This is a genomic window from Mycobacterium sp., assembly GCF_032162605.1.
Lineage (GTDB): Bacteria > Actinomycetota > Actinomycetes > Mycobacteriales > Mycobacteriaceae > Mycobacterium.
This window is the reverse complement of the sequence record NZ_JAVROT010000284.1, coordinates 1-22,576: the sequence shown is the minus strand read 5'-3', so window position 1 is coordinate 22,576 and position 22,576 is coordinate 1. Positions and strand designations below refer to the sequence as shown.

Sequence of the window (22,576 nt, the reverse complement as noted above, 5' to 3'; positions counted from 1 at the left end):
TTTGATGGTCTACGTGCAGATACCGCAATGGGTTGCCCGGTTCAATCGGCGCGTGACCAATCCCCTGCAACGGCTGTGGGCGGGCTGGGTGCCTGCGATGGGCATCCTCGAACACGTCGGACGCAAGTCGGGCAGGCCGTACCGCACCCCACTCAACGTGTTCACGACCGACGACGGTGTTGCGGTTCTGCTCACCTACGGACCCGACCGCGACTGGCTGAAGAACCTCACCGCGGCGCGCGGGGCGCAGATGCGTCGCCACGGCAAGACGATCGCCGTGACCGACCCGAGAATCGTCACCAGGGCCGAGGCGGCGCGCCACGTGAGGGGCCCTGCCAGGCCCGTGTTCGCGCTTCTGCCCTTCGACGAGGCTGTTCTGCTGCGCCAGAGCGGTTAGCTCGCCTTCCAGGTGAGCGCGTTGGCCTACACCCTTCGTCATCACGGTGCCCGCCATCACCCGCAGGCGATACGGGTCGAGCCGCCGCGCCGCGAACTGGGAGTCCAGTTCAGACATTCACGTCTGCCGGTCGATCTCGTTCTCCACCTCGCCGTACTTCGGCTTGCCGTCTTCGTCAAGCCAATCGTTCACCGCTTGCCCGGTCACCGTGTTTCCCGATCCCGGCAGGGCCACGGTAGGTCGATCGTCGTCGTAGGCCTTGGCCATCTCCTTGGCCTTCGCCTCGTGCTCCTCGGTCACTTCGGGCTTCTCGGTCCGCTGCTGCTCTTCGGTCGCCATGGAATCTGGCTGCCCGAAATTGTGACGTACGAAACAGTCGCCGGTAGCGCGGGGCGCTAGACGGGCACGGCCCGAAGCGCAACGGGCAGGCTCGGGAGGAAGTGTCTGGTCGCGAAGGCCCGCAGTTCGTCGGCGGTGCCCAACGGCTCCGCGCTGGGCAGCAGCAGCACCATCGCGGCGTAGCGCAGGATGGTGTCGGCGAGGTCGTTGACGGCGTCCGCCCCGATCCTGTCGGCGAAGCCGGCGGGGAAGATCACTCGCAGCGCCTCGGCCATCCGCTCGATCGCGGCGCCGTAGTGATGGCGGGCCAGGTCCAGCACCAGCGCGGGTTCGTCCCTCATTATCTGGTCGAGCACCCGGTGCCTGCGGAACATCAGGATCGACTGGGTGAACGCTTCGACGTAGTAGTTCGAGGGCGCTCCGGCGTTCTTCAGTTCCGCGGCGATGTCGGCGAACAGCACGACGTTCTCGCGTTCGATGACGGCGGCCACCAACTGGTCGCGGTTGGCGAATCTGCGGTAGATGGTGGTGCGACTGACCCCCGCACGGCGGGCGACGTCGTCGAGCGCGACGCGGTGGAAGCCGTGCCGCTCGAACTCGACGAGGGCGGCGTCCAGAATCTGCTGGGTCGCCGTGCTGATCCCCCGGTCGCTCCGCTCTCCCCCGCAAGCGGGGGAACCCCGAGCGCCGGAATCAGCCGCGGGCATAGCCGTCCTGAGCGAACTTGTTGTAGCGCACGCTCATTGGCAGACGATCCCATGCCCAGTTCACGGGCCGCGAACGCCACACCGCAGCGAATGCTTGATAGGCGTTCTCGCGGCGGTCGCCCCACGGCAGGCCGAGCAGGTCCCTGGCACGTGGCGGCATGCCGCCGGTGGTGATGAACGCAGCGACGGGATTGAACAGCGGAGCCGCCAGCCGCCACGCCAGCGGCGAGACGCCCTTCGGACGCGGGAAGCCCTTGGTGACGTAGCCGACGCCGTACTTGGCGGTGGGGTGGGCGACGACGATCTCGTCCATCATCCGGTCCCAATAGCGTTGAAAACCAGCGTAATCGGCGGGCATCGGCCGCTCGCTGACCCCGTAGCGGCGGTACCACGTCTTGGATTCGGAGTAGATCCGTTCCTTCTCGTCATCGGTCAGGCGCTTGACGAACGTGTCGGCGAAGTACAGCACCTGCTCGACGAACGTGGCGTGCGCCCAGAAGTACGTATCGGGGTCCAGGGCGTGGTAGCGGTTGCCGTCCGGCATGTCGCCCTTGATGTCGCGGTGGAAGTCCCGCACGCGCGTGCCCTCTCCTGAGTCGTCCGCGCCGTAGACGGTCATGAAGATCGGCGGCAGTGACCGTTTGACCCGCGCCGCGGTGTCGGAGAAGAACACCGAGTGGTCGAGCACGCCTTGCCCGAGTTCGGCGAGCATGTTCTGTAGCACCGCGGGCCGCGGGCCGATCAGGTACATGCGATTGTCGCCGAAGTAGCGCCACACCAGCGATCCCGGGCCGAGCGGGCGAGCGTCTGTGCGCTGGATGCCATCCGCGAGTTCCGTCACGTGAAACAGTGTTACAGATTCTGCACTTTGTACCAGCCGGCTGTGACCAGGCTCACCGACGGCGGAGCCGCGTCAGGCCGAGGACGGCCAGAACGCCCGCGATCGTGGCCAACGCCACCGCCAGGACGATCAGCGACGGGTCGTACGCCACCGTCGGCATCGAGGGCTCCCTGGCCGCGACGGGCGCAGCCATGTCGGCGGAACGGGCCGCCAGCCAGCTCACCACGCAACCGACGGCCGCCACCGCGGCCAGCACGAGTTCGACGGCGGCCCGCGACTTCACGAGGCCGGCTCGTTCACGACCGAGCCAAGTGCGATTCGCAGCTGGCGATGTCTGCGCGCCCACGCCTGCGCCCGTCTGTCGCTGCTCAGCTTGATCCCGATCCCGGTGCGACCGCGGGGCACGCCCGTCAGCTCTCCCAGCGCTCGCGAGGACTGCCACACGGGCAGCTCAGATCCGTCGGCCTCCGGGTAGATCTTGACGATCTCCGAGATGCGGATGGTCTCGGCGCCCTGGCGGAGATATTCGGGCGTCAGCTCGACCGAGGTGTGGATGCGTGCGGCCTTGACCTGGAGGCCCAGGAAACCGGTGACCAGGACCAGGAACACCCCGGGCAGCAAGGGCTGCCACCCGTAGCCGGAGGACAGCTGGATGAGCAGCATCGTGGTCGCGGACACGGGCCCGGCCAGCAGCCACCACAGGCTGGCGCCCGGCTCCGAGAAGAGCACCTCGGGCTCTGCCTCCGCGACTGGCTCCGTCACCCGACCCCCTGGCTCTCGTACCACTGCTGTGACGCCGGGCGTTGGTTCATCACCGATCCGGTGATCAGCAGGATCATGATCACCCCGAAGGTGATCACCCCACCTCCACCGGTCAGGAGTAGAAGCACGAAGAACACGACCCCCGCCAGGGACAGCCCCACCGCCGCGTTGGCGAACTGCTTCTGCCCCTTGCGCGCCCGTCCGGCAAGGAAGGCAAGGGACAGCCCGACGGTGACCAGGATGGCCCCGGCCACCTGCAGGAATAGCAGACGTGACTGGGTGGCCGTAAACAGGCCCATCGCCGCGGTGAGACCCGCGGCGACCACCCAACACCAGAAAGCGGCGACGACGGAACGTGGCCGATCGACCGGCACTGGGGGGGCGGGCATGGTCGGGCCAGCCTATCGTCCGGCAACGACCGCATGAAACCGCCCGGAGCCGGGCCCGGGAACCCACCCTCACCGCGTGAAGAACCCGTGGGCGTCCTTGCGGTGAAGCAGATAGGCGCCGCCTGCGATGCACACCGAACCGATGATCGTGGCCACGGCATACACCATCGCCGCCACCGTAGGGCGCTCGACGTTGAACATGTTGGTCACCGCATACACCACCGTCGCCGCACCACCGCCGGTGAGCAGGGTGCGCGCCCATCGGTAGCCCTGCCGCATCAGCAGCAGGAAGGTCAGCACTATCGACGTGATCACCACGACGAAGACACCGGACACCGCGTAGACCAAGGCCCTTGGGCCTCCTGAGGCGACGTCGGGGACGGTGACCAGGTCGACGACGTAACCGACGACCATCAGTGGCACTGCGATGATCCACAGCCAGAAGCCGGTGTCGACGTCTTCCGGGCGCGCTCGGGACTCGGCCTCGGTGGGCGGGCGTGGGAGTTGATCCGTCATGCCAGCCAATCGGCGACGTCGGCCGCCCAATAGGACAACACGATGTCAGCACCCGCGCGCCTGATGCTGGTCAGAGTCTCCAGCGCGACGGTCCGCAGATCGATCCAGCCGTTGGCCGCCGCGGCGGCGATCATTGAGTACTCACCCGAAACCTGATATGCCGCAACCGGTACCGGTGAGATATCGGCGGCGGCACGCACCACGTCCAGATAGGCCATCGCAGGCTTGACCATGATGATGTCGGCACCCTCGTCGATGTCGAGTTCGATCTCGTGCACGGCCTCCCGCGCATTGCCCGGGTTCTGCTGATACGTGCGCCGGTCACCGTTCAGGCTCGAGGCGACGGCCTCGCGGAATGGGCCGTAGAAGCCCGACGCGAACTTCGCCGCGTAGGCGAGGATCACCACGTCGGTGTGACCCGCCGCGTCGAGACCGTCGCGGATCGCCGCGACCTGGCCGTCCATCATCCCGCTCGGGCCGACCACGTGGGCGCCCGAATTCGCCTGCGCGACCGCAAGTTCCACGTACCGGGCGTTGGTGGCGTCGTTGTCCACCGACCCCGCGGCATCCAGCACGCCGCAATGCCCGTGATCGGTGAACTCGTCGAGACACGTATCGGCCATCAACACGGTGGCATCGCCGAGATCGGCGGCCAGCTCGCGCAGCGCGACGTTCAGGATCCCGTCTGGATCCGTACCGACGGTGCCGACGGAATCTTTGTCCGCATCGCTTGGCACGCCGAATAACATCAACCCGCCCACTCCCGCACCGATGGCTGCGGCCGCGGCCTTGCGCGCCGAATCGACGGTGTGCTGGACGACGCCGGGCATCGACGCGATGGGGCGCGGTCCGTCGATGCCGTCGGCGACGAACATCGGCAGGACCAGATGCCTGGGCTCCAGGGACGTCTGTGCCACCAGCCTGCGCAGGGCAGGGGTGGTGCGGAGCCGACGCGGCCGGTGCCTGGGGTATGCCACGATACCGACCTTAGCGGCGGCGACTCTTCTTGCGCGGTGGCGGCAACGCGCCCTCGGCACGAAGTCGGGCGGCATGCTCGGCGAGCGCCTCGACCAGCGGGCCGACGGCTGCGGTCTCGGGCTGCACGTCGACGCGCAGCCCGAATTCGGCTGCGGTCTCGGCAGTCTTGGGCCCGATGCACGCGACGATCGTTCGCGCGTGCGGCTTGCCGGCGATCCCGACCAGGTTGCGCACGGTCGAGCTCGACGTGAAGCACACCGCGTCGAAGCCCCCGGTCTTGATCATCTCGCGGGTCTGCGCCGGTGGCGGCGCCGCGCGCACGGTCCGGTAGGCCGTGACGTCCTCGATCTCCCAGCCCCGTTCGCGGAGGCCCTCGGCCAGCGTCTCGGTCGCGATGTCCGCCCGCGGCAGCAGCACCCGGTTGACCGGGTCGAAGATGTCGTCGTACGGCGGGAACTCATCAAGCAAGCCGAGAGACGATTGCTCACCGGACGGCACCAGCTCGGGGTTGATGCCGAACGCGCGGACCCGGTCCGCCGTGGCCTGCCCGACGCACGCGATCTTCACGCCGGAGAACGCACGCGCATCCAGACCGAACTCGTTGAACTTCTCCCATACCGCGCGCACCGCGTTCGTTGAGGTGAACACCACCCACTGGAAGCGGCCGTCGACGAGCCCCTTGACCGCACGCTCCATCTGCGCAGGGCTGCGCGGCGGCTCGACGGCGATGGTCGGGACCTCGATCGGCAACGCGCCATGTGAGACCAGCCGATCACTCATCTCGCCCGCCTGGTCCTTGGTGCGCGGCACCAGCACGGTCCAGCCGTACAGCGCGCGGTTCTCCCACCAGTTCAGCTTGGCGCGGTTGGCGACGGTCTTGCCGATCGTCACCACCAGCGGGCCGACGAGCGGCCCGGCGGGGTCGGACGTCGTGAGCGTCGCCTTGTCGAGCAGGCCCGCCAGCGTCGACTCCACCGAACGCTGTTGGCACGTCGTGCCGTTCGCGGTGACGACGCATGGCGTCGAGTCGGTCAGCCCGTACTCGATCAGCGTTCGCGCGGCGTCGGCGAGGTGAGTTGCTCCTGCGTGCAGGATCAGCGGACCCGGCGCCGCCGCGAGCGCGGCCCAGTCGACGTCACCGCGGACGTCGGCGACGGTGTGCGACGAGCCGAGAGGCAGCCCGGCGTACGTCGGTATGGCCGTGGTCGGCGCGAGCCCAGGCACGATCTCGAAATGCGCCTGCGTGCGGGCCAGCGCGGCCACTTCGGTGACGACGGAGTCGACCGACAGCGGATCGCCCGCCACCAGCCGCACGACGTCGACGCCGGTGCGTGCCTCGTGGACCAACAGCTTGGCCACCTCGGCCGGATCGCCCAGTGCAGGACGCACATCGGCTCCGCCGGCGATGGTCGCCGCCGCAGGCGCTTCGGTCGATCCCGCGTCGTCCGCGGGTGGTGCGGCCTCCGCCGGTCCCGATGTCGGAGGCAGCTCGGAGCCAACTATCGCGAGCACCGCTTCTCCGACGTCAGGGTCCGTGAAGACCAGTGCCGCGTTGGCCAGAACCGTGCGCGCCCTCGTCGTCAGCAGGCCCGGATCACCGGGTCCCGAGCCAACGAACGTGATCCGGCCGGGCTTCAGTTTGCGCCCTCGGGTCGTCATCCTTCACTCCCGCTCTCAGTCCGCTGATCCAACAAGTCCCGGGCCCCCAGATCGAACAACTCCGCCGCGACCGAGAGACCAAGCTCTCGGGCCCGCTCGGGTGTCCCGATTCCGGACGCACGGATCACGTCGGATCCGTCCAGCGCCGCCACGCAGCCGCGTAGCGACAGCTCCTCGAAGATGCGGCCCTCCTCGTCGATGGACTCGACCACTTCCGCGATCGCACCCACCGGCGCGGAACACCCCGCCTCCAGCTCGGCGAGCAGGACTCGCTCAGCGGTGACCGCGACGCGCGTGTCGGAATGGTCCATCTCCGCCAGCAGCGCAGCGAGCTCGGTATCGCTCGCACGACACTCCACTGCGAGCGCACCTTGGGCCGGCGCTGGCAACATCTGCACCGGCTCCAGAGTCTCGGTGACGTCGTCTTGCCGTCCGATGCGGACCAGTCCCGCCCGGGCGACGACCACGCCGTCGAGATCACCGTTGCTTACCCTGTTCAACCTGGTGTCTAGGTTGCCTCTTAGGGGGCGAATTTCCAAACCGAGACCCAGTGCTCTAAGCTGCGCCGCCCGCCGCGGGCTCGACGTGCCGATCACCGAACCGGCCGGCAACTCCCCCAGCACCATCCCGTCGCGTGCCACCAACGCGTCCCTGGCGTCCTCGCGTGGCGGAATGGCGGCGATGACGAACCTGTCATCCGCGGCGGTCGGCAAATCCTTGTAGGAGTGCACGGCCATGTCGACCCGGCCGTCGGCGATGGCGTCGCGCAGGGCCGCGGTGAACACCCCGACACCGATGTCGGCGATGGGTTCGCTGGAGCGGTCACCGGCGGTGGAGACGACGACGAGTTCGGCGGCATGACCCTTGGCCACCAGGGCATCCCTGATCAAGCCGGCCTGGGTGGTAGCCAGCAGGCTGCCCCTAGTGCCGATCCGGATGACCGTATCGCGCGTGAATGACAAGTGATTACTCGGCCTGACCCAGATCGAGCCGGGTATCGCCTGGCACCAAATCTGTTGTAACGATGGGTAATTCGCCTCCTGCGACGGCGTCGACGGCCTGCGGGTCAAGCTCGAACAACTCGCGCAGGGCCTCGGCGTAGCTGTCGCCGCCCGGCGCACTCGCCAGTTGCTTGACTCGCACCGTGGGCGCGTGCAGCAGCTTGTCAACGACGCGGCGTACCGTCCGCGCGACCTCGTCACGATGCGTCGCCTCGAGCCCCGGTAGCCGGTTGTCCAGCCGCAGCAGCTCCGCTTCGACGACGTCCGCAGCCCGTTGACGCAGGGCCGTGACGGTCGGGGTGACCTCGGCCATCCGTTGTCCGGCAAGGTAGTTGGCAACCTCGGCGGCAACGATCGCCCGGGCCGCCTCGGCGTCGGAGGCCGCCGCACGGGCGGCGGGCTCGCGCTGGATGCGCTCCATGTCGATCACGTACACGCCGGGGAGACCGGCTACGGCGGGATCGACGTCACGTGGCATACCCAGGTCGCAGATGACCAGCTGCTTCGGCTCCTGCCCGTGGGCCAGGCCGCGGTGCACGTCGGCGAGCGAGACCACCGAGCGCACCGCGCCGGTACACGACACGACCACGTCGGCATCGGCGAGCAGCGGCGGGAGGTGGTCGAACGGGAAGGCATGCGCGTCGACGCCCTGATCGCGCAGGTTCTGGACGAGCCGCTCGGCACGCGGCAGCGAGCGGTTCACGACGTGGACCCGGCCGATCCCAGCCCGCACCAGGTGCGCGGCCGCCAGGGCACCCATGGACCCGGCGCCGATCACGACGGCGGAACGACCGGCCAGCCCGCCGCTCAACCTGCGGTCGGCCATCTCCAGCGCGACGGACACCACCGAGGCGCCCGCCCTGTCGATGCCCGTCTCGGAGTGCACCCGCTTGCCCACCGACAGGGCGCGCTGGGCCAGCTCGTGAAGCGTCCGCCCGACGGTCTGGTGTGCCTCCGCGGAGGCGTAGGACCGGCGCACCTGCCCCAACACCTGCTGTTCGCCGATCACGGCCGAATCCAGTCCGCTGGTCACCGCGAAGAGATGCTCGACGGCGGCTTCGGCGTAGCGGACGTACGCGTACTTGGTGAGATCGCCCAGTGACATTCCGCTGTGTTCTGAGAGCACCTGTCCGACGACGGAGAGTCCACCGTGGAAGGCCTCGACGACGGCGTAGATCTCGACGCGGTTGCAGGTGGAGAGAACCATGGCCTCGGTGATGAGGGACGACTGCAGGACCTGCTCGACGATCTTGGCCTGATCGGACTCGTCGGTGCTCAATTGCTCAAGCACGGACACCGGGGCGCTGCGATGCGAAACCCCGAATAGCAGAACGCTCATGGCCTCGTCACCACGTCCTCGAAGATAGTCGTCTACCGGCCCGCCCACCAAATTAGCGGTGCACGTCACTCAGCTGCCCGCCGGCATCATTCCCCGGTCGCTACGCTCCTTCCCTCCGAGCAGCCAGATCCACGCGCAACCCCGGCTCGTCCACCTCCCAGTAACTGTGCTGGACGCCGTCGAGAAGCACCACCGGCAGCAGATCGCCGTACTCGGCCCTCAGCGTGGGATCGCCTGCCTCGGCAGCGGCATCGACGTCGGCAGCCGACAGCTCGAACCCCAACTCGTCGGCCAACGCCTCCAGGATCACCAAGGCCTTGTCGCACAGGCTGCAGCCGGCGCGCGTCAACAGCTCCACACGGTGTTGTCCCCCCGGTCGCTCCGCTCCTGCCCTCCGGTGCTCATCCCCCGGTCGCTCCGCTCCTGCCCTCCGTGTGTGGCTCACGGCATCACTGTGTTGACTCACGGCTCCGAGTATCCCGTGCCCTACTGTTGAACCGTGTCCGAGTCAGGGGCTGAGGCCGATCTCGAGGCCGATCTCGAGGCCGGTCCCGGGACCGGTGCCGACGTCGCGCCCCACGACCAACTGGCAGTCGAGGACGCGTCGACCTCGCCTCCGCCACCGCCCGACCTGACGGCGGCCGCCTTCTTCGACGTGGACAACACCCTGGTGCAGGGATCCTCGCTGGTGCACTTCGCCCGCGGACTGGCGGCGCGGAAGTACTTCACCTACGGCGACCTGGCCAGATTCGGGTATGCCCAGGCCAAGTTCCAGCTGACCGGCAAGGAGAACAGCCACGACGTGGCTGCCGGGCGCACCAAGGCGCTCGCCTTCATCGAGGGCAGGCAGACGTCCGAACTGATGGAGGCCGGCGAGGAGATCTACGACGAGATCATCGCCGACAAGATCTGGCAGGGCACCCGCGCTCTGGCGGAGATGCACCTGGAGGCGGGCCAGCAGGTATGGCTCGTCACCGCGACGCCGTACGAGTTGGCCGCCACAATCGCCCGCAAGCTGGGACTCACCGGCGCGTTGGGCACGGTCGCCGAATCGGTGGACGGCGTGTTCACCGGCCGCCTGGTCGGCGAGATCCTGCACGGCGCGGGCAAGGCGCACGCCGTCCGGTCCCTGGCCATCCGCGAGGGCCTCAACCTGAGACGCTGCACCGCATATTCGGACAGCTTCAACGACGTCCCCATGCTGTCGCTGGTCGGCACGGCCGTCGCGATCAACCCCGACGCCGCACTGCGTGACGTCGCACGCAAACGTGGCTGGGAGATCCGGGACTTCAGAACCGCGCGAAAGGCGGCGCGCATCGGCGTCCCGTCGGCACTGGCGCTCGGGGCGGCGGGCGGCGCGTTGGCCGCGGTCGTATCACGACGCGGGAATGGCAGCTGAGCGGTCGCTGATAGGCTCGGCGCCGCTGGGCCGCAGGGACATCTGAGCCGCAGGGACATCTGAGTGGGGAGCAGATCCGAGAAATGAGCATCGCCGACGAGATCATCGGTACCCATTACAGGTACCCCGATTACTTCTTGGTGGACCGAGAGAAGGTCCGCGAGTTCGCGCGCTCCGTCAAGGACGACCACCCTGCCCACTACTCCGAGGACTCCGCCGCCGAGTGCGGTCAGGACGCGCTGATCGCGTCGCTGACGTTCGTCGCCGTCGCGGGCCGTCGGGTGCAGGATGAGATCTTCAACCAGTTCGACGTGCCGATCAACATGGAGCGGGTGCTGCACCGCGACCAGAAACTGGTGTTCCATCGCCCGATCCTGGCCGGCGACAAGCTGTGGTTCGACTCCTACCTGGATTCGGTCATTGAATCGCACGGCGCCGTCATCACCGAGATTCGCGGCGAGGTCACCGACGATGACGGCAACCCCGTGTTGACGAGCACCGTGACACTGTTCGGTGAGTCGACCAGCTCCGAAGAGAACGCCGAAGTGACGGCTCGGATCGCGGCCGGACGGGATGCGGCGATGAAGCGAATGATCGCCGGGCAAACGAAGGCACGCGCCTGACGGCGGTCAGCCGAGGAAGGGATTCCTGCGGTTGGCAAGCAGCTGATACAGGGTCTGCTGGATGGTTTCGCGAACCTGGTCGGTCAACTCGAAGGTGACCATCGGATCGTCGGCCGCAGTTTCGTCGTAGTCCCGGGTGGAGATGGGCTCACCGAACTGGATGTGCCACTTCGACGGCAGCGGAACCAGTCCCAGCGGACCTGCGAGCGGGAACAGCGGCGTCACCGGGAAGTAGGGCAGCCCGAACAGCCGGGCCAACAGCTTGACGTCGGTGATCATCGGGTAGATCTCCTCGGACCCGACGATCGAGCACGGAATGATGGGCGCGCCTGCGCGCAGAGCCGCCGCCACGAACCCGCCGCGGCCGAAACGCTGCAGCTTGTAGCGGTCCCGGAAGTTCTTGCCCAACCCCTTGTAGCCCTCGGGGAACACGGCGGTGAGCTCACCCGCGGCGAGCAGGCGGTGCGCGTCGGCGGTGCAGGCCATGGTGTGACCGGCCTTGCGGGCGGCCTGACCCATGACGGGCATGTCGAACACCATGTCCGCGGCCAGCAGGCGCAGATCGCGGTGGGCGGGATGGTTGTCGTGCACGGCCACCGACGCCATCAGTCCGTCCAATGGGAGGACGCCCGCGTGGTTGGCCACGACGAGGGCGGCGCCCGTCTCGGGTAGGTTCTCGATACCCCCGACCTCGACCCGGAACCAGTTGCGGAAGAGCCCTCTCAGCAGAGGCAAAAAGATTGCGTCGTTGAGGTGTTTGTCGAAGCCGAACTCGTCGACGGTGTAGTCACCGGACATCCGCTTGCGGACGAACTCGGCGACCGCGGCGATGCGCTGGGCGAGTTCGTTGGGACTCTCGTCTACGGCCGCCCCGCCGGGGACGGACCCGCGGCGGTCATCGATCTCGCGGACGACGGCCGCGATCTGATCAGCAGACGCCCTGGTGCCGGGATCGTCGAGCAACGACGGATGCCGCCGCGTGCTCTCGACCCGTGCCGCGGCCCTCCGCTGAGCCGATGCACGGCTCGAATTGGAGTGCAGCGGAATGACGTTCGCTTTGGAATCACCCGGCACTTCGCAACCTTCTCCCCACCCTGTGTAGACACAGCCTAACGCCCCCAGCGCTGTGCCGCCGAAATGGCGCGACTCTCGATCGAGAGTACCCACCGCGGATCGACGATCGGCGTCAATCCGCGACCGCGTACGTAATCGTCGAAAGCCTCCGCCGTCGTCCACTTCGGGTTATAACCCAGGTCCTTGCGCATCCTCGCCGTGTCCATCACCCGGCCGTAGCTCAGGTAGTTCAGCTGCTCGCGGTCGAGCTCGCTATAGCGCGTCGCACGCCTCAGCGAATCCACGGCAGACAGTGCCGACTTTGGCACCGGCAGGGGAACGCGACCCGACCGGCGGATGGCCTGCGACATCATGATCACCCCGGAGGCGCCGACGTTGAACGTGCCCCAACGGCCCGCCATCGTGGCACGCTCCAGCACGCCGAGCGCGTCCTGTTCGTGCAGCAGCTGCAGCCGGGCGTCGTGGCCGAGCACCGTGGGCACCACGGGGCCAGCCAGATATCGCGAGAGCGCGGTGTCCATCGCCGGCCCGATCATGTTGGCCAACCGCAGGATCGACACAGCGATGTCCGGGCGCCGACGCGCCAGCCCACGGGCGTAACCCTCGATGTCGATGCTGTCCTGTGCGAACCCCTCGCCGGGTGGCCTGCGCGAACTGCCGTCCTCGGTGAACAGGACGGGGTCGCGCGGGCTCGAACCGTAGACCTCGGAGGTGGACTTGAGGATCACGCGACGCACCGAGGGCGCCTTCTGACAGGCCGCGAACAGCTGCATCGCGCCCATGACGTTGAGTTCCTTCAGCGCAGCCCTGCCGCCGGCACGCGGAGCGTACGACGCCGCGGCGGCGTGCACGACCGTGTCGACGTCCCCGTTGCGAATCACCTTGGCGATGAACGGGTTCCGAATGTCCGCACGGACGAACTCCGCGCGGCCCATGCGACGCAGCAGATCCTTGCTGGGAGCCACGGCGTCGACCGCGATGACGTGACTGACCAGCGGGTTCTGCACCAGTCTGGCGGTCAGGTAACCGCCGAGGAACCGGCACGCGCCCGTGACCAGCACGACCTTGGGGTGGTGCTCGGTGTCCTGGGAGTCAGAACCCCCGGAGCCCTGCCCATGGCTCTGGGAGGGCCGGCCGGTCGAATCCATCGCGCCAGCCTAGCGGGAGAAGCCGAAGGTTACTTACCAAGTTTTCTGCGCTGCACCCGAGTACGACGAAGCAACTTGCGGTGCTTCTTCTTCGACATGCGCTTGCGCCGTTTCTTGATGACTGAACCCATGAACTCCGCTACCTAAGACATCGCCAGGCGTTTGTGCCTAGTGAACCGAACCGTCACCTTACCCGGCGAGGGCTGCGGTATGAAAACGGCTGCACCATCCCCCGGGTCGCCACGCTTCTGCCCCAGGACTCTGGCGGCTATCCCGCGTCGAAGTACGACGTCTCCAGGAGGTCGTGAACGGCCTTGGCGTGGACACGGAACGACCGGCCGACCCGCACCGCGGGCAGCTCTCCGTTGTGGACCAATCGGTAGACCGTCATCTTGCTCACCCTCATGAGGCTCGCCACCTCTGCGACGGTAAGGAATTGCTGCCGTGGCGGCTCGCCGGCGGAAGCATCACGCGCCGACTTACCGCTAGCGGAATCCCGTGCCGATGGCCCGTTCATAGACGTCATCGCAACCCAATCAATCAGGCACGGCCAGTCCCAACGGCTTCCCCACCGCTGGCACCAACGTGTGCATACCTCAGGGAGAATAGCGTGGCCACTGGGGTTATTGCGACGGGTGTGGGCTAATCCGTAGGAATTCCTTGAACTACTCTGATGTAATTCCTAGCTGCTCAGAGCGTGTTTTTGCGGCGGCGACGGCCGCGGCTACCGCCGCGCGAAGGCCGCCTTGCTCCAGTTCCCGCAGACCAGCGGCGGTAGTGCCGCCGGGTGACGTGACCGTGGCGCGCAGCTGAGCGGGGCTGGTGTCCATCGCCGTGCCCATCGCACCGTCACCGGCGGGATTGGCGTTGTCGAGGCTTTCCAGCAGCATTGCCGCGGAACCCGCCATGGTATGGGCCGCCAGATCGGTGGCCACCGACCGCGGCAACCCCACGGCGACGGCAGCGTCGACGAGTGCCTCGACCATCAGGAAGAAGTACGCCGGGCCCGAACCCGACACCGCGGTGACGGCGTCCAGCTGAGACTCGGGCACCGTCAGCACCCCGCCGACCGCGTCGAAGATCGCCGAGACCTCCTTGAGCTGCTCGGCGGTCGCGAACCGGCCGGGGGCCAGCGCGCTGACGCCTCCACCGACGACGACGGGTGCGTTGGGCATCACCCGGATGACGGGCGACCCCGCCGGGAGGTTGGCCTCGTAGTACGCAGTGCTGACGCCAGCCGCCACGGTGACGACGACCTGCTCCGCGCTGGTGTTCTCGGCGCGCGCCGCGGCGTCCGCGATGTCGCCGATCACGCGTTCGACGTCCGACGGCTTGACCGCGACGATGACGTAGGCCGCGTTCTCGGCGGCCTCGGTCACCGACGTCACCAACACCGAATAGGTCTCCGAGAGGTACTTGGCCCGGTCGGGGTGATTCTCGGCAATGACCATGTCCTTGGTCAGCCGCCCCGAGCGCAAGAGCCCGGAAAGCAGTGCCTCGCCGATGCTTCCGCCACCGATGATCGCAATTCTCGCCACGCACGCAAGCATTGCACGCCCATGGTCCGAACCCTCGGTGGTGCCGCTACGGCTGCGGTGCCTGCGGTACCAGGGCGAGCTGGCGGGTCTGCACGATGATGCGGCCCTCACAGTCCACGACCACGTGGTCCTCGTCGAACCATTCCTGCCCGATCTGCACGGTCGTGCACATCACCCGCAGCCAGCCGTCCGCGGGCAGGCCGCGCAAGTAGGCGGTGAGCTGAACCGTCGGCGCCCAGCCGAACCGGTTGACGGCGAACGTCACAGGCGCTGAGACGTCACCGCACAGCAGCGCGAACAGCACGTCCGGGGAGCCCTCCCTGGGGCGCACCCAGTACTCGATCACCGGGGGTCCCCCGTCCGAGCGCGGCCCCATGGTCGTGAGCGACGGCCTGATGTCGCAGCCGTGCGCCAGGTGCACGATGTCGGCCATCGGGTGCCCCGGCCCGATCGGTTCGAGCCCTGGCGGCGGATCCGGCGTCATCAAGGGCACCACCGGATTGACCGACAGCAGCGGCGCCACGTCGTGCTCGGGGTCGGCGAGGGTCAGCACCGCCCGCACGGCAGTTCTCTGCTCTTCGCGCGATTGCTCGTCGTTGGTTTTGACGCATTGGTTGAGCTCCACGTCGACGAGGCTGACCCGACGGCCCCGCTTGCGGATCGTGGTCACCAGGCGCAATGGGCCGGGGTCCGGCGCCCACAGGAAGCTGCCGGACACCGCGATCGGCTCGTGTCCTTCAGCGCCGAGCGCTGTCCGTGCCGCGTTCGCGCACAGCGCGAGCATCGCCCCGCCGTGGACCATCGGCCCGATGGTCCAGTGCTCGTTGAGCTCCCCCTCAAAGACGCCGACCGTCCCATCCGACGACACCGGCGTCAGCCTCATGGCATCGGCGAACGACGTGGACGCGGCTGATTCAGTCAAGGCGAGGCGATCCAATCCTTCAGTGTCCTCATGTTCTTCATGTTCTTCGCGCACGCGCTCATCACCGCCTTCTGTTCTTCGCGCACGCGCTCATCACCGCAACAAGTGGGTTCGCGCGAAATCGAGCGATTCGGTCAGCAGCTGCTCACGTTCGGCCGCCGTCCTGGCACGCGACGTGGTGACCTCGAGGATCACGTGGCCGGAGAAGTTGCCGCCCGCGAGCATCTCGCAGATCTCCACGGCGGGCTGGGTACCGCGACCCGGCACCAGGTGCTCGTCGGTCGACGCACCGCTGCCGTCACACAGGTGCAGGTGCACCAGCCCGTCGCCCATCCGGTCCGCCATGTCGATCGCGTCGGTGCCTGCCGTCGCCGAGTGCGACAGGTCCAGCGTGTAGTGGGCGTGATTGCCGTCCAGCGGGTCGTATGACGGCGCAAACGCCGACACGCCTACTCCCGGCGTGCCACCGCGCTTGCGCATCCGCGAGATCGACGGCTGGCCCGTGCCGAAGATGCGGTCGGCCCGGAAGGGGAACATGTTCTCCACCGCCACCAGGACGTCACTGGACTCCTCGAGCCCGGCCACTTGATCGCTGAACCCCTCGGCATAGCGGCGTTGCCATCGGAACGGCGGATGCACCACGACCGTCTGCGCGCCGAGCTCCTCGGCGGCGCGGACACTGCGGTCGAGCTTGGAGATCGGATTGGCGCCCCATACACGCTGGGAGATCAGCAGACACGGCGCATGCACGCTGAGCACGGGCATGCCGTACTTGTCCGACATCCGCCGGATCGCGGCGACGTCTTGGCTGATCGACTCCGCCCACACCATGAGCTCGACGCCGTCGTAACCGAGGCGGGCGGCGTACTCGAAGGCCGCCTCGGTCCTCAACGGGTAGACCGAGGCGGTCGAAAGACCGACCTTGATGGCGGGGCGCACCTGGGTTTGTTTCGTCGTGTCAGTGCGACTGCAGGAGCGCCAGCGGGCCCAGCGTGACCAAGGCGCCGACCGCAACCGCGATCAACGTGCTGCCGATGTCCTCCGTCTTGCGCACCACCCGCACACCGACGACGAGGCCGAGGATGACGAGGACGGACAGCACCAGCGCGACGATGGTGTTCCATCTCCACAGCTGATCGAACGCGATGAACAGGCCGGCGCCGAAGGCGACGGCGAGGATGCACTGCGCCACCACCCACGCGCCCCTGACGAACGCCGAGCCGCCCTCTTCGGAGGGTTCGTCTTGGGAGGGTTCCTGAACCTTGGGCTCCGACTCGGTGTCGCCGAGGTCGATGTCCTCGGGTCCGGGCTGTGGGCCGCGCCGGGCCAGATCATCTGCGACGGACTGACCGCCGAACAACGTGCCCGAACTGGACCGCAGGTATGACGGCACGTCCTCGTGCGCAGTCACGTCGTCGTCGTCCGTCGACGACGCGTGCTTGTCGAGTACCTCGGTGAAGTCGACGTCGGGCCCGAAATCCAACATCTCTTCGTCGACGGCGGGGTCGGGGCTCATCTGCTCGGCGCCACTGCCTGGCGTCGTCGCGAAGCCGGTGGGCTTGCCCACCTGGGGGCGTCGTGGCGGCGGCGCGAAGTCGAGGGGATCCGGGTCGACGTCGCGCTGTTCGAGGTGGGCGGCGTAGTCGGCTTCCGCCTCGGTGAGGACGGGCTCGGGCTCGGCTGCGGCCTCTTCGACGACGGGCTCCTCGGCTGGCTCCTCGACGAGTTCAGGAGCGGGAGGCTCCTGGTCGGGCTGAGCCGGTGTGCGACCGGTCGTCGCGGTGTCCTCGCCGATGATCGGGATCTCACCGGTCAGCTCGGCGACGGTCACGGCGTCGCTGTTGCCGCGTCGACGTCTGCGCCGACCGCCGACCGGGGGCGCCCCGATGGTGCCGTTCTTGGCCAGCAGTTCGGCGACCGAGATGGGTCGCGAACTGGGGTTGGAGTCGTCTGAATCGGTCATCTGCCGCCTCTGGCCCTTGCCAGTCCTGCCGACGTCCCGACCAGGGCGGTCCCGTCGGCCTCACTGTCGAGTTTCCGCAAAATCAACCCTTCTCGCAACGCCCAGGGGCAAATGTCTACGGTATCGATCGCAAGGGCCCTCATACTCGCTTCAGCAACCAGCGCGCCCGCCACGATCTGCGGCGCACGCTCGGCGCTCACCCCTTCCAATTCCGCTCGGTCAGCCGTGGTCATCCTAGAGATGAAAGCTATGAGCTGACGAAGTCCCGCTGCTGTCAGTGTCCTCTTCACCCGCGGTCCTGCGCCGGAAGGCGCCGCACCGGTGAGTCGCGCGAGCGATCGAAACGTCTTCGAGGTCGCCACCGTCAGATCCGGAGCGCCCGCGTCGAGCACCTTGGCTCCCGCGTCGGCCATCTCCGTCGCCAACCAGTCCCTGAGCATGGCCACCCTCCTGCGGCCCGGAGGGTCGTCCTGGAGCCACTCGCGGGTCAGCCGCCCCGCACCCAGCGGCAGCGACAGCGCCACCTCGGGTTCCTCGTCGACGCCACTGGACAACTCCAGCGAGCCGCCACCGATGTCGATGTTGATGATGCGGCCCGCGCTCCAGCCGTACCACCGACGCACCGCGAGGAACGTGAGCCGGGACTCGCCGACCCCCGACAGAACCTTCAACGCCACGCCCGTCTCCGAAAGGACCCGGGCCAGCACGTCTTCGGAGTTCTTCGCGTCGCGCACGGCCGAAGTGGCGAACGCCATCAGCTCCGCACACCCCGAACTGGCGGCGATCTTGGCGAACTCGTCGATGGTGTCGACGAGCTTGTCGGCGCCCTTGCGGGTCAGCTTGCCGGAGGAATCGATCGCCTCCGCGAGACGCAGCGACGCCTTGGTGGAACTCATCGGCGTCGGGTGCCCACCGCGCCGAGCGTCGACGACGAGCAGATGAACCGTGTTACTGCCCACGTCGAGCACGCCCAATCGCACGAGACCCACGTTATCGGGTCTACCGTTGCATTCCGTGAGCGGATCTGCGATGAGCGCTGGCGCGAAGAGCGAACGGCAGAAGCCCAGTTTGCACGAAGGGGAAGTCGAACTGGACTTCGCCCGCGAATGGGTGGAGTTCTACGACCCCGACAATCCCGAACATCTGATCGCCGCGGACATCACCTGGCTGTGCTCCCGATGGACGTGTGTGTTCGGCACCCCGGCGTGCAAGGGCACCGTCGAGAATCGTCCCGACGACGGTTGTTGTTCGCACGGCGCCTTCATGTCCGACGACGACGACGTCGCCCGCCTCGACGACGCCGTCAAGCAGCTCACCGACGAGGACTGGCAGTTCCGCGACAAGGGTCTTGGACGCAAGGGCTACCTCGAAATGGACGAGTACGGCGGCAAGGAAAACCTGCGCACCCGAAAGTACAAGGGCGCCTGCATCTTTCTGAATCGTCCCGGCTTCGAGGGCGGCATCGGTTGCGCGCTGCACTCCAAGGCACTCAAGCTGGGCGTCGAACCGCTGACCATGAAACCCGACATCTGCTGGCAGCTCCCGATCCGGCGCAGCCAGGAGTGGGTCGAGCGGCCCGACGGCACCCAGATCCTGCGCACCACCATCACCGAGTACGACCGGCGCGGGTGGGGCGAAGGGGGTTCGGACCTGCACTGGTACTGCACGGGCGATCCCAACGCCCACGTCGGCTCACGGCCGGTGTGGCAGTCCTACGGACCCGAGCTCACCGAACTGCTCGGCGAGAAGGCCTACGCGGAACTCGCCGCAATGTGCAAGCGGCGCAGCGTCCTGGGTCTCATCGCGATCCACCCCGCCACCCGCGCCGCGCAGTAGCCGCAGCTCGGCGCTGCGCCGCGTCCTGCGCGAAGATCAGCCCTCGAGCTTGTAGCCCAGTCCGCGCACCGTCACCAGGTGGACCGGGTTGGCCGGATCGCCCTCGATCTTGGACCGCAACCGCTTGACATGCACGTCGAGCGTCTTGGTGTCGCCGACGTAGTCGGCACCCCACACCCGGTCGATCAACTGCCCGCGGGTGAGCACCCGGCCACTGTTGCGCATCAGATATTCGAGAAGGTCGAACTCCTTGAGCGGCAACGTGATCGGCGCGCCATTGACTGACACGATGTGTCGTTCGACGTCCATCCGCACGGGGCCGGCCTCCAGCACGCCGTCACCTATTCCCGGGTCGTCGGTGTCGGCGCCGCGGCGCAGGACGGCCCGGATGCGCGCGATCAGTTCGCGCGCCGAGTACGGCTTGGTGACGTAGTCGTCGGCGCCGAGCTCCAGCCCGACGACCTTGTCGATCTCGCTGTCCCGTGCCGTCACCATGATCACCGGGACGCTGGAGCGGGAGCGCAACTGTTTGCACACGTCGGTCCCGCTCATGCCGGGGAGCATGAGATCCAGCAACACGATGTCGGCGCCTGCGCGCTCGAACTCGGCGAGAGCCGACGGTCCGTCGGTGACGACGGTCGCCTCGAAGCCCTCCTTGCGGAGCAGGAATGCCAAGGGATCGGCCAACGACTCTTCGTCTTCCACGATCAACACACTGGTCATGAAGTCCTCGTGCCTTCCGTTATGACGTCCTCCACGCTGGTCATTGGTATGCCTGGTCCTCTCGTTCATCCGATTCCTCTTCGGTCTCGGGATGGGCCGGAATCGACAGAGTGAACGTCGACCCGGTACCTGGCTGACTCCACAGCCGGATGGATCCGTTGTGATTGGCCGCGACGTGCTTGACGATGGCCAACCCGAGCCCCGTGCCACCAGTGGCCCGGGACCGCGCCGTGTCGACGCGGAAGAATCGTTCGAACACCCTCTCCTGATCGTCGCGCGCGATGCCGATGCCCCGATCCGTCACAGCTATCTCGATGTGATCACCGCGGCGACGGCGACTGACAGAGACAGGGGAACCCTTGGGCGAGTATGCAATTGCGTTGGACACCAGATTGGCGATCGCCGTCACCAGCAGCGGCTGATCACCCAGCACGCGGTAACCGGTCGGCGCGTCGGTGGTAATCGCGATGTCGAAGTTGTCGGCGGCTACCTTGTACCGCGACAGCGCTTCGGCCACCATGGAGTCGACGTCGACGGCATCCAGGTCGGGAAGCGGCTCGGCGCCCTGCAGTCGCGACAGTTCGATGAGCTCGCCAACCATGTTGGCCAACCGCTTGGATTCGGTCACCATCATCTCGGCAAACCGGCGCACGGTCTCGGGGTCGTCGGTAGAGACCATGAGCGCCTCGGCCAGCACGCCCATTGCGCCCACCGGCGTCTTGAGCTCGTGGCTGACGTTGGCCACGAAGTCCCGGCGGGTGGCCTCCATCCTCGCGTGCTCGGACTGGTCGTCGACATAGACCACCGCGAAGCGCCGGTCGTCCTCCGACAGGAGGCGAACGTGGCCGCGCACGGAAAGCCCTGAGCGGCCGGGGTTTTGACGCTTCACCGGGGCGAGGTCGAAATCGACGTCGAGACCGCTGGACAGCGTCCGCTGCGCGGCGGCCCAGGCCCGGTCGTCGAGCAGCCGGCCACGAACCAGACCAAGCTCGCGCGCCTGCTCGTTCATGTAGACGACGTCACGGTAGGTGTCGACTACCACGGTGCCCACCGGTGACAGCGACACGATCTGTTGCAACATCTGGGAGACGGTGATCCCGTCCTGGTCGACGCCCCGTCGCCGCCTGCGTTCGGCGATGCCTGGCGCCAGCGCCAATCCGAGCCCGACGCCGAGTGCCAACGCGAGAAGGGCAACGACTGCCACGATCAGCAGCGCCGCTACCGCACTCACGCGAAAATCGTACGCACTCGGTGAACGTCATCCCAGCAGCGTGCGGGCAAGTCGGGACAAGTCACACAGACAAACACAGGAGTTTGGACCCCGTTCACCGGAGTTCACCCCCTGTTCGCCTCGACGGTCTCTCGCCGGGGCGCGGAGATGACACCGGAGTCGGCTACTTGGCGCCCTGGGAGGCGACTGCCGCGGCGCCCGCCGCCGCGGCATCCGGGTCCAGATACCTCCCGCCTTCGACGGTCGGGTTCAGTGCGCCGTCCAGCTCGTAGACCAGCGGGATGCCGGTGGGGATGTTCAGGCTGACGACGTCGGAGTCCGACATCCCGTCCAGGTACTTCACCAACGCTCGTAGCGAGTTGCCGTGCGCGGCTATCAGCACCGTCTTGCCTGCCGACAGATCGGGCACGATCACCTCGGTGAAGTACGGGACGAATCGCGCTACGACGTCCGCCAGGCATTCGGTCAGCGGCCCCCCGCCGATGGAGGCATACCGCGGGTCCGCGTCCTGGCTGAACTCCGTGCCCTTCTCGATGGGCGGCGGCGGCGTGTCGTAACTACGCCGCCAGGCCATGAACTGCTCCTCGCCGTACTTCTCCTTGGTCGCGGCCTTGTCGAGTCCCTGCAGCGCCCCGTAGTGGCGCTCGTTCAGGCGCCAGTCGCGATGCACAGGGATCCAGTGCCGGTCGGCGGCGTCCAGCGCCAGGTTCGCCGTCGTGATGGCCCGGCGCAACAGCGAGGTGTAGAGCACGTCGGGCAGCACGCCCTCTTCGGCGAGCAGTTCACCACCGCGCACCGCCTCGGCCCTGCCCTTGTCGGTGAGGTCGACGTCCACCCAGCCGGTGAACAGGTTCAGCGCGTTCCATTCGCTCTCGCCGTGACGGAGCAGCACCAGGGTTGCCATGGGAGACGATGCTATCCCGCGAGGCTAGATGTCGCCCTGATCGTCGCCTTCGTCGATGAGGTGCTCGAACGCGCGCAGGTTCTTCAGCGACTCGCCGCGCTTGACCCGCCAATCCCACTCCTTCTGGATGGATGAGTGGAAACCCAACTCCAACAGCATGTTGAAGTCGGACTCGACAGCTTGAAGTACCTGTCCGAGGATGCCGTCGATGACCTGGGGTGTCACCGAGTCCAGGGCGATCCGGCCAACCAGGTAGATGTCGCCGAGATTGTCGATCGTGTACGCCA

28 protein-coding genes and 1 pseudogene are annotated in these 22,576 nt (G+C 67.5%); 4 read left to right on the top strand and 25 right to left on the bottom strand.

Annotated features, from left to right (window positions below):
- The first annotated feature begins 13 nt into the window (after window positions 1-13).
- Entirely contained in the window at window positions 14-397 is a 384-nt protein-coding gene (locus QOI01_RS16790; RefSeq protein ID WP_526382844.1) for a nitroreductase family deazaflavin-dependent oxidoreductase, read from the top strand.
- Window positions 398-514: 117 nt separating this feature from the next.
- Here the strand turns inward: QOI01_RS16790 and QOI01_RS16785 are convergent, their stop codons facing one another.
- The 12 genes from QOI01_RS16785 to QOI01_RS16730 all read right to left on the bottom strand — a co-directional run bounded on the left by QOI01_RS16785 (window position 515) and on the right by QOI01_RS16730 (window position 9,286).
- The gene (locus QOI01_RS16785) at window positions 515-736 is read right to left on the bottom strand and encodes a hypothetical protein (RefSeq protein WP_526382820.1); all 222 of its coding nucleotides are present in this window, start codon (window positions 734-736) and stop codon (window positions 515-517) included.
- Between the two features lie 56 nt (window positions 737-792).
- On the bottom strand, window positions 793-1,443 hold the full coding sequence (locus QOI01_RS16780; RefSeq protein WP_526382818.1) for a TetR/AcrR family transcriptional regulator: 651 nt from the start codon (window positions 1,441-1,443) through the stop codon (window positions 793-795).
- Window positions 1,430-2,284, bottom strand: a complete 855-nt coding sequence (locus QOI01_RS16775) for an oxygenase MpaB family protein (RefSeq protein ID WP_526382816.1) — start codon at window positions 2,282-2,284, stop codon at window positions 1,430-1,432. Before QOI01_RS16775 ends, QOI01_RS16780 begins: the two co-directional genes overlap by 14 nt.
- Window positions 2,285-2,336: 52 nt before the next feature.
- Window positions 2,337-2,567, bottom strand: coding sequence for a hypothetical protein (locus QOI01_RS16770; protein ID WP_526382814.1), 231 nt, complete (start codon window positions 2,565-2,567; stop codon window positions 2,337-2,339).
- A complete protein-coding gene (gene mce1N / locus QOI01_RS16765; protein ID WP_526382812.1) occupies window positions 2,564-3,046 on the bottom strand; it encodes a transport-regulating membrane protein Mce1N in 483 nt (160 codons plus the stop codon). Before mce1N ends, QOI01_RS16770 begins: the two co-directional genes overlap by 4 nt.
- Window positions 3,043-3,435, bottom strand: a complete 393-nt coding sequence (locus tag QOI01_RS16760) for a hypothetical protein (protein ID WP_526382810.1) — start codon at window positions 3,433-3,435, stop codon at window positions 3,043-3,045. The genes mce1N and QOI01_RS16760 overlap by 4 nt, the downstream gene beginning before the upstream one ends.
- A 69-nt stretch (window positions 3,436-3,504) precedes the next feature.
- Entirely contained in the window at window positions 3,505-3,951 is a 447-nt protein-coding gene (locus tag QOI01_RS16755; protein ID WP_526382808.1) for a hypothetical protein, read from the bottom strand.
- Complete coding sequence (gene hemB / locus QOI01_RS16750; RefSeq protein ID WP_526382806.1) at window positions 3,948-4,928, bottom strand: porphobilinogen synthase; 981 nt, start codon at window positions 4,926-4,928, stop codon at window positions 3,948-3,950. The genes QOI01_RS16755 and hemB overlap by 4 nt, the downstream gene beginning before the upstream one ends.
- A gap of 10 nt (window positions 4,929-4,938) precedes the next feature.
- Window positions 4,939-6,588: a bifunctional uroporphyrinogen-III C-methyltransferase/uroporphyrinogen-III synthase gene (locus tag QOI01_RS16745; RefSeq protein WP_526382804.1), complete on the bottom strand. Its 1,650-nt coding sequence runs from the start codon at window positions 6,586-6,588 to the stop codon at window positions 4,939-4,941.
- Complete coding sequence (gene hemC, locus QOI01_RS16740) at window positions 6,585-7,550, bottom strand: hydroxymethylbilane synthase (protein WP_526382802.1); 966 nt, start codon at window positions 7,548-7,550, stop codon at window positions 6,585-6,587. The genes QOI01_RS16745 and hemC overlap by 4 nt, the downstream gene beginning before the upstream one ends.
- A 4-nt stretch (window positions 7,551-7,554) precedes the next feature.
- A complete protein-coding gene (locus QOI01_RS16735) occupies window positions 7,555-8,928 on the bottom strand; it encodes a glutamyl-tRNA reductase (RefSeq protein WP_526382800.1) in 1,374 nt (457 codons plus the stop codon).
- Between the two features lie 100 nt (window positions 8,929-9,028).
- Window positions 9,029-9,286 (bottom strand): glutaredoxin family protein, encoded by a 258-nt coding sequence (locus tag QOI01_RS16730; RefSeq protein WP_526382842.1) that lies wholly within the window; start codon window positions 9,284-9,286, stop codon window positions 9,029-9,031.
- A gap of 228 nt (window positions 9,287-9,514) precedes the next feature.
- On the opposite strand from QOI01_RS16730, the gene QOI01_RS16725 reads away from it, so the two are divergent.
- The gene (locus tag QOI01_RS16725) at window positions 9,515-10,327 is read left to right on the top strand and encodes an HAD family hydrolase (protein WP_526382840.1); all 813 of its coding nucleotides are present in this window, start codon (window positions 9,515-9,517) and stop codon (window positions 10,325-10,327) included.
- Between the two features lie 83 nt (window positions 10,328-10,410).
- Window positions 10,411-10,950 carry an FAS1-like dehydratase domain-containing protein gene (locus QOI01_RS16720; RefSeq protein WP_526382798.1) on the top strand — a complete coding sequence of 180 codons (540 nt, stop codon included), beginning with the start codon at window positions 10,411-10,413 and terminating at the stop codon, window positions 10,948-10,950.
- 6 nt (window positions 10,951-10,956) lie between these two features.
- On the opposite strand, the gene QOI01_RS16715 is transcribed toward QOI01_RS16720, so the two are convergent.
- The 9 genes from QOI01_RS16715 to QOI01_RS16675 all read right to left on the bottom strand — a co-directional run bounded on the left by QOI01_RS16715 (window position 10,957) and on the right by QOI01_RS16675 (window position 18,575).
- Complete coding sequence (locus tag QOI01_RS16715; RefSeq protein ID WP_526382796.1) at window positions 10,957-12,024, bottom strand: lysophospholipid acyltransferase family protein; 1,068 nt, start codon at window positions 12,022-12,024, stop codon at window positions 10,957-10,959.
- A gap of 35 nt (window positions 12,025-12,059) precedes the next feature.
- Window positions 12,060-13,172, bottom strand: a complete 1,113-nt coding sequence (locus QOI01_RS16710; protein ID WP_526382794.1) for an SDR family oxidoreductase — start codon at window positions 13,170-13,172, stop codon at window positions 12,060-12,062.
- 29 nt (window positions 13,173-13,201) lie between these two features.
- Window positions 13,202-13,303, bottom strand: coding sequence for a 30S ribosomal protein bS22 (locus QOI01_RS16705; RefSeq protein WP_003402602.1), 102 nt, complete (start codon window positions 13,301-13,303; stop codon window positions 13,202-13,204).
- Between the two features lie 137 nt (window positions 13,304-13,440).
- A complete protein-coding gene (locus QOI01_RS16700; RefSeq protein ID WP_526382792.1) occupies window positions 13,441-13,698 on the bottom strand; it encodes a helix-turn-helix domain-containing protein in 258 nt (85 codons plus the stop codon).
- Window positions 13,699-13,837: 139 nt separating this feature from the next.
- A complete protein-coding gene (gene proC, locus QOI01_RS16695; protein WP_526382790.1) occupies window positions 13,838-14,710 on the bottom strand; it encodes a pyrroline-5-carboxylate reductase in 873 nt (290 codons plus the stop codon).
- Window positions 14,711-14,756: 46 nt separating this feature from the next.
- Window positions 14,757-15,593 (bottom strand): acyl-CoA thioesterase, encoded by an 837-nt coding sequence (locus QOI01_RS16690; RefSeq protein WP_526382838.1) that lies wholly within the window; start codon window positions 15,591-15,593, stop codon window positions 14,757-14,759.
- Between the two features lie 132 nt (window positions 15,594-15,725).
- Entirely contained in the window at window positions 15,726-16,571 is an 846-nt protein-coding gene (locus tag QOI01_RS16685; RefSeq protein WP_526382788.1) for a sugar phosphate isomerase/epimerase family protein, read from the bottom strand.
- Window positions 16,572-16,590: 19 nt separating this feature from the next.
- Window positions 16,591-17,595 carry an Rv0497 family membrane protein gene (locus tag QOI01_RS16680; protein ID WP_526382786.1) on the bottom strand — a complete coding sequence of 335 codons (1,005 nt, stop codon included), beginning with the start codon at window positions 17,593-17,595 and terminating at the stop codon, window positions 16,591-16,593.
- Entirely contained in the window at window positions 17,592-18,575 is a 984-nt protein-coding gene (locus QOI01_RS16675; RefSeq protein ID WP_526382784.1) for a Ppx/GppA family phosphatase, read from the bottom strand. The genes QOI01_RS16680 and QOI01_RS16675 overlap by 4 nt, the downstream gene beginning before the upstream one ends.
- A gap of 49 nt (window positions 18,576-18,624) precedes the next feature.
- Between QOI01_RS16675 and QOI01_RS16670 the strand changes: the two genes are divergently transcribed.
- Entirely contained in the window at window positions 18,625-19,431 is an 807-nt protein-coding gene (locus QOI01_RS16670) for a DUF3109 family protein (protein ID WP_526382836.1), read from the top strand.
- 36 nt (window positions 19,432-19,467) lie between these two features.
- On the opposite strand, the gene regX is transcribed toward QOI01_RS16670, so the two are convergent.
- From regX to QOI01_RS16650, 4 genes and pseudogenes are all read right to left on the bottom strand, one after another.
- Window positions 19,468-20,154 (bottom strand): two-component sensory transduction protein RegX, encoded by a 687-nt coding sequence (gene regX / locus QOI01_RS16665; protein ID WP_526382782.1) that lies wholly within the window; start codon window positions 20,152-20,154, stop codon window positions 19,468-19,470.
- Window positions 20,155-20,194: 40 nt separating this feature from the next.
- Complete coding sequence (locus QOI01_RS16660) at window positions 20,195-21,385, bottom strand: sensor histidine kinase (protein ID WP_526382780.1); 1,191 nt, start codon at window positions 21,383-21,385, stop codon at window positions 20,195-20,197.
- 163 nt (window positions 21,386-21,548) lie between these two features.
- The gene (locus QOI01_RS16655) at window positions 21,549-22,289 is read right to left on the bottom strand and encodes a phosphoglyceromutase (RefSeq protein WP_526382778.1); all 741 of its coding nucleotides are present in this window, start codon (window positions 22,287-22,289) and stop codon (window positions 21,549-21,551) included.
- A gap of 24 nt (window positions 22,290-22,313) precedes the next feature.
- Window positions 22,314-22,576, bottom strand: a pseudogene (locus QOI01_RS16650) (YbjN domain-containing protein); the annotation flags it as partial.

What these genes read in the sequence shown, in the direction of transcription:
- QOI01_RS16785 (WP_526382820.1), bottom strand. Translation starts at nt 736, where the DNA reads ATGGCGACCGAAGAGCAGCAGCGGACCGAGAAGCCCGAAGTGACCGAG.
- regX (WP_526382782.1), bottom strand. Translation starts at nt 20,154, where the DNA reads ATGACCAGTGTGTTGATCGTGGAAGACGAAGAGTCGTTGGCCGATCCC.
- QOI01_RS16760 (WP_526382810.1), bottom strand. Translation starts at nt 3,435, where the DNA reads ATGCCCGCCCCCCCAGTGCCGGTCGATCGGCCACGTTCCGTCGTCGCC.
- QOI01_RS16700 (WP_526382792.1), bottom strand. Translation starts at nt 13,698, where the DNA reads ATGACGTCTATGAACGGGCCATCGGCACGGGATTCCGCTAGCGGTAAG.
- QOI01_RS16745 (WP_526382804.1), bottom strand. Translation starts at nt 6,588, where the DNA reads ATGACGACCCGAGGGCGCAAACTGAAGCCCGGCCGGATCACGTTCGTT.
- QOI01_RS16735 (WP_526382800.1), bottom strand. Translation starts at nt 8,928, where the DNA reads ATGAGCGTTCTGCTATTCGGGGTTTCGCATCGCAGCGCCCCGGTGTCC.
- QOI01_RS16710 (WP_526382794.1), bottom strand. Translation starts at nt 13,172, where the DNA reads ATGGATTCGACCGGCCGGCCCTCCCAGAGCCATGGGCAGGGCTCCGGG.
- QOI01_RS16780 (WP_526382818.1), bottom strand. Translation starts at nt 1,443, where the DNA reads ATGCCCGCGGCTGATTCCGGCGCTCGGGGTTCCCCCGCTTGCGGGGGA.
- QOI01_RS16670 (WP_526382836.1), top strand. Translation starts at nt 18,625, where the DNA reads ATGAGCGCTGGCGCGAAGAGCGAACGGCAGAAGCCCAGTTTGCACGAA.
- QOI01_RS16755 (WP_526382808.1), bottom strand. Translation starts at nt 3,951, where the DNA reads ATGACGGATCAACTCCCACGCCCGCCCACCGAGGCCGAGTCCCGAGCG.
- QOI01_RS16705 (WP_003402602.1), bottom strand. Translation starts at nt 13,303, where the DNA reads ATGGGTTCAGTCATCAAGAAACGGCGCAAGCGCATGTCGAAGAAGAAG.
- QOI01_RS16655 (WP_526382778.1), bottom strand. Translation starts at nt 22,289, where the DNA reads ATGGCAACCCTGGTGCTGCTCCGTCACGGCGAGAGCGAATGGAACGCG.
- QOI01_RS16690 (WP_526382838.1), bottom strand. Translation starts at nt 15,593, where the DNA reads ATGAGGCTGACGCCGGTGTCGTCGGATGGGACGGTCGGCGTCTTTGAG.
- QOI01_RS16680 (WP_526382786.1), bottom strand. Translation starts at nt 17,595, where the DNA reads ATGACCGATTCAGACGACTCCAACCCCAGTTCGCGACCCATCTCGGTC.
- QOI01_RS16720 (WP_526382798.1), top strand. Translation starts at nt 10,411, where the DNA reads ATGAGCATCGCCGACGAGATCATCGGTACCCATTACAGGTACCCCGAT.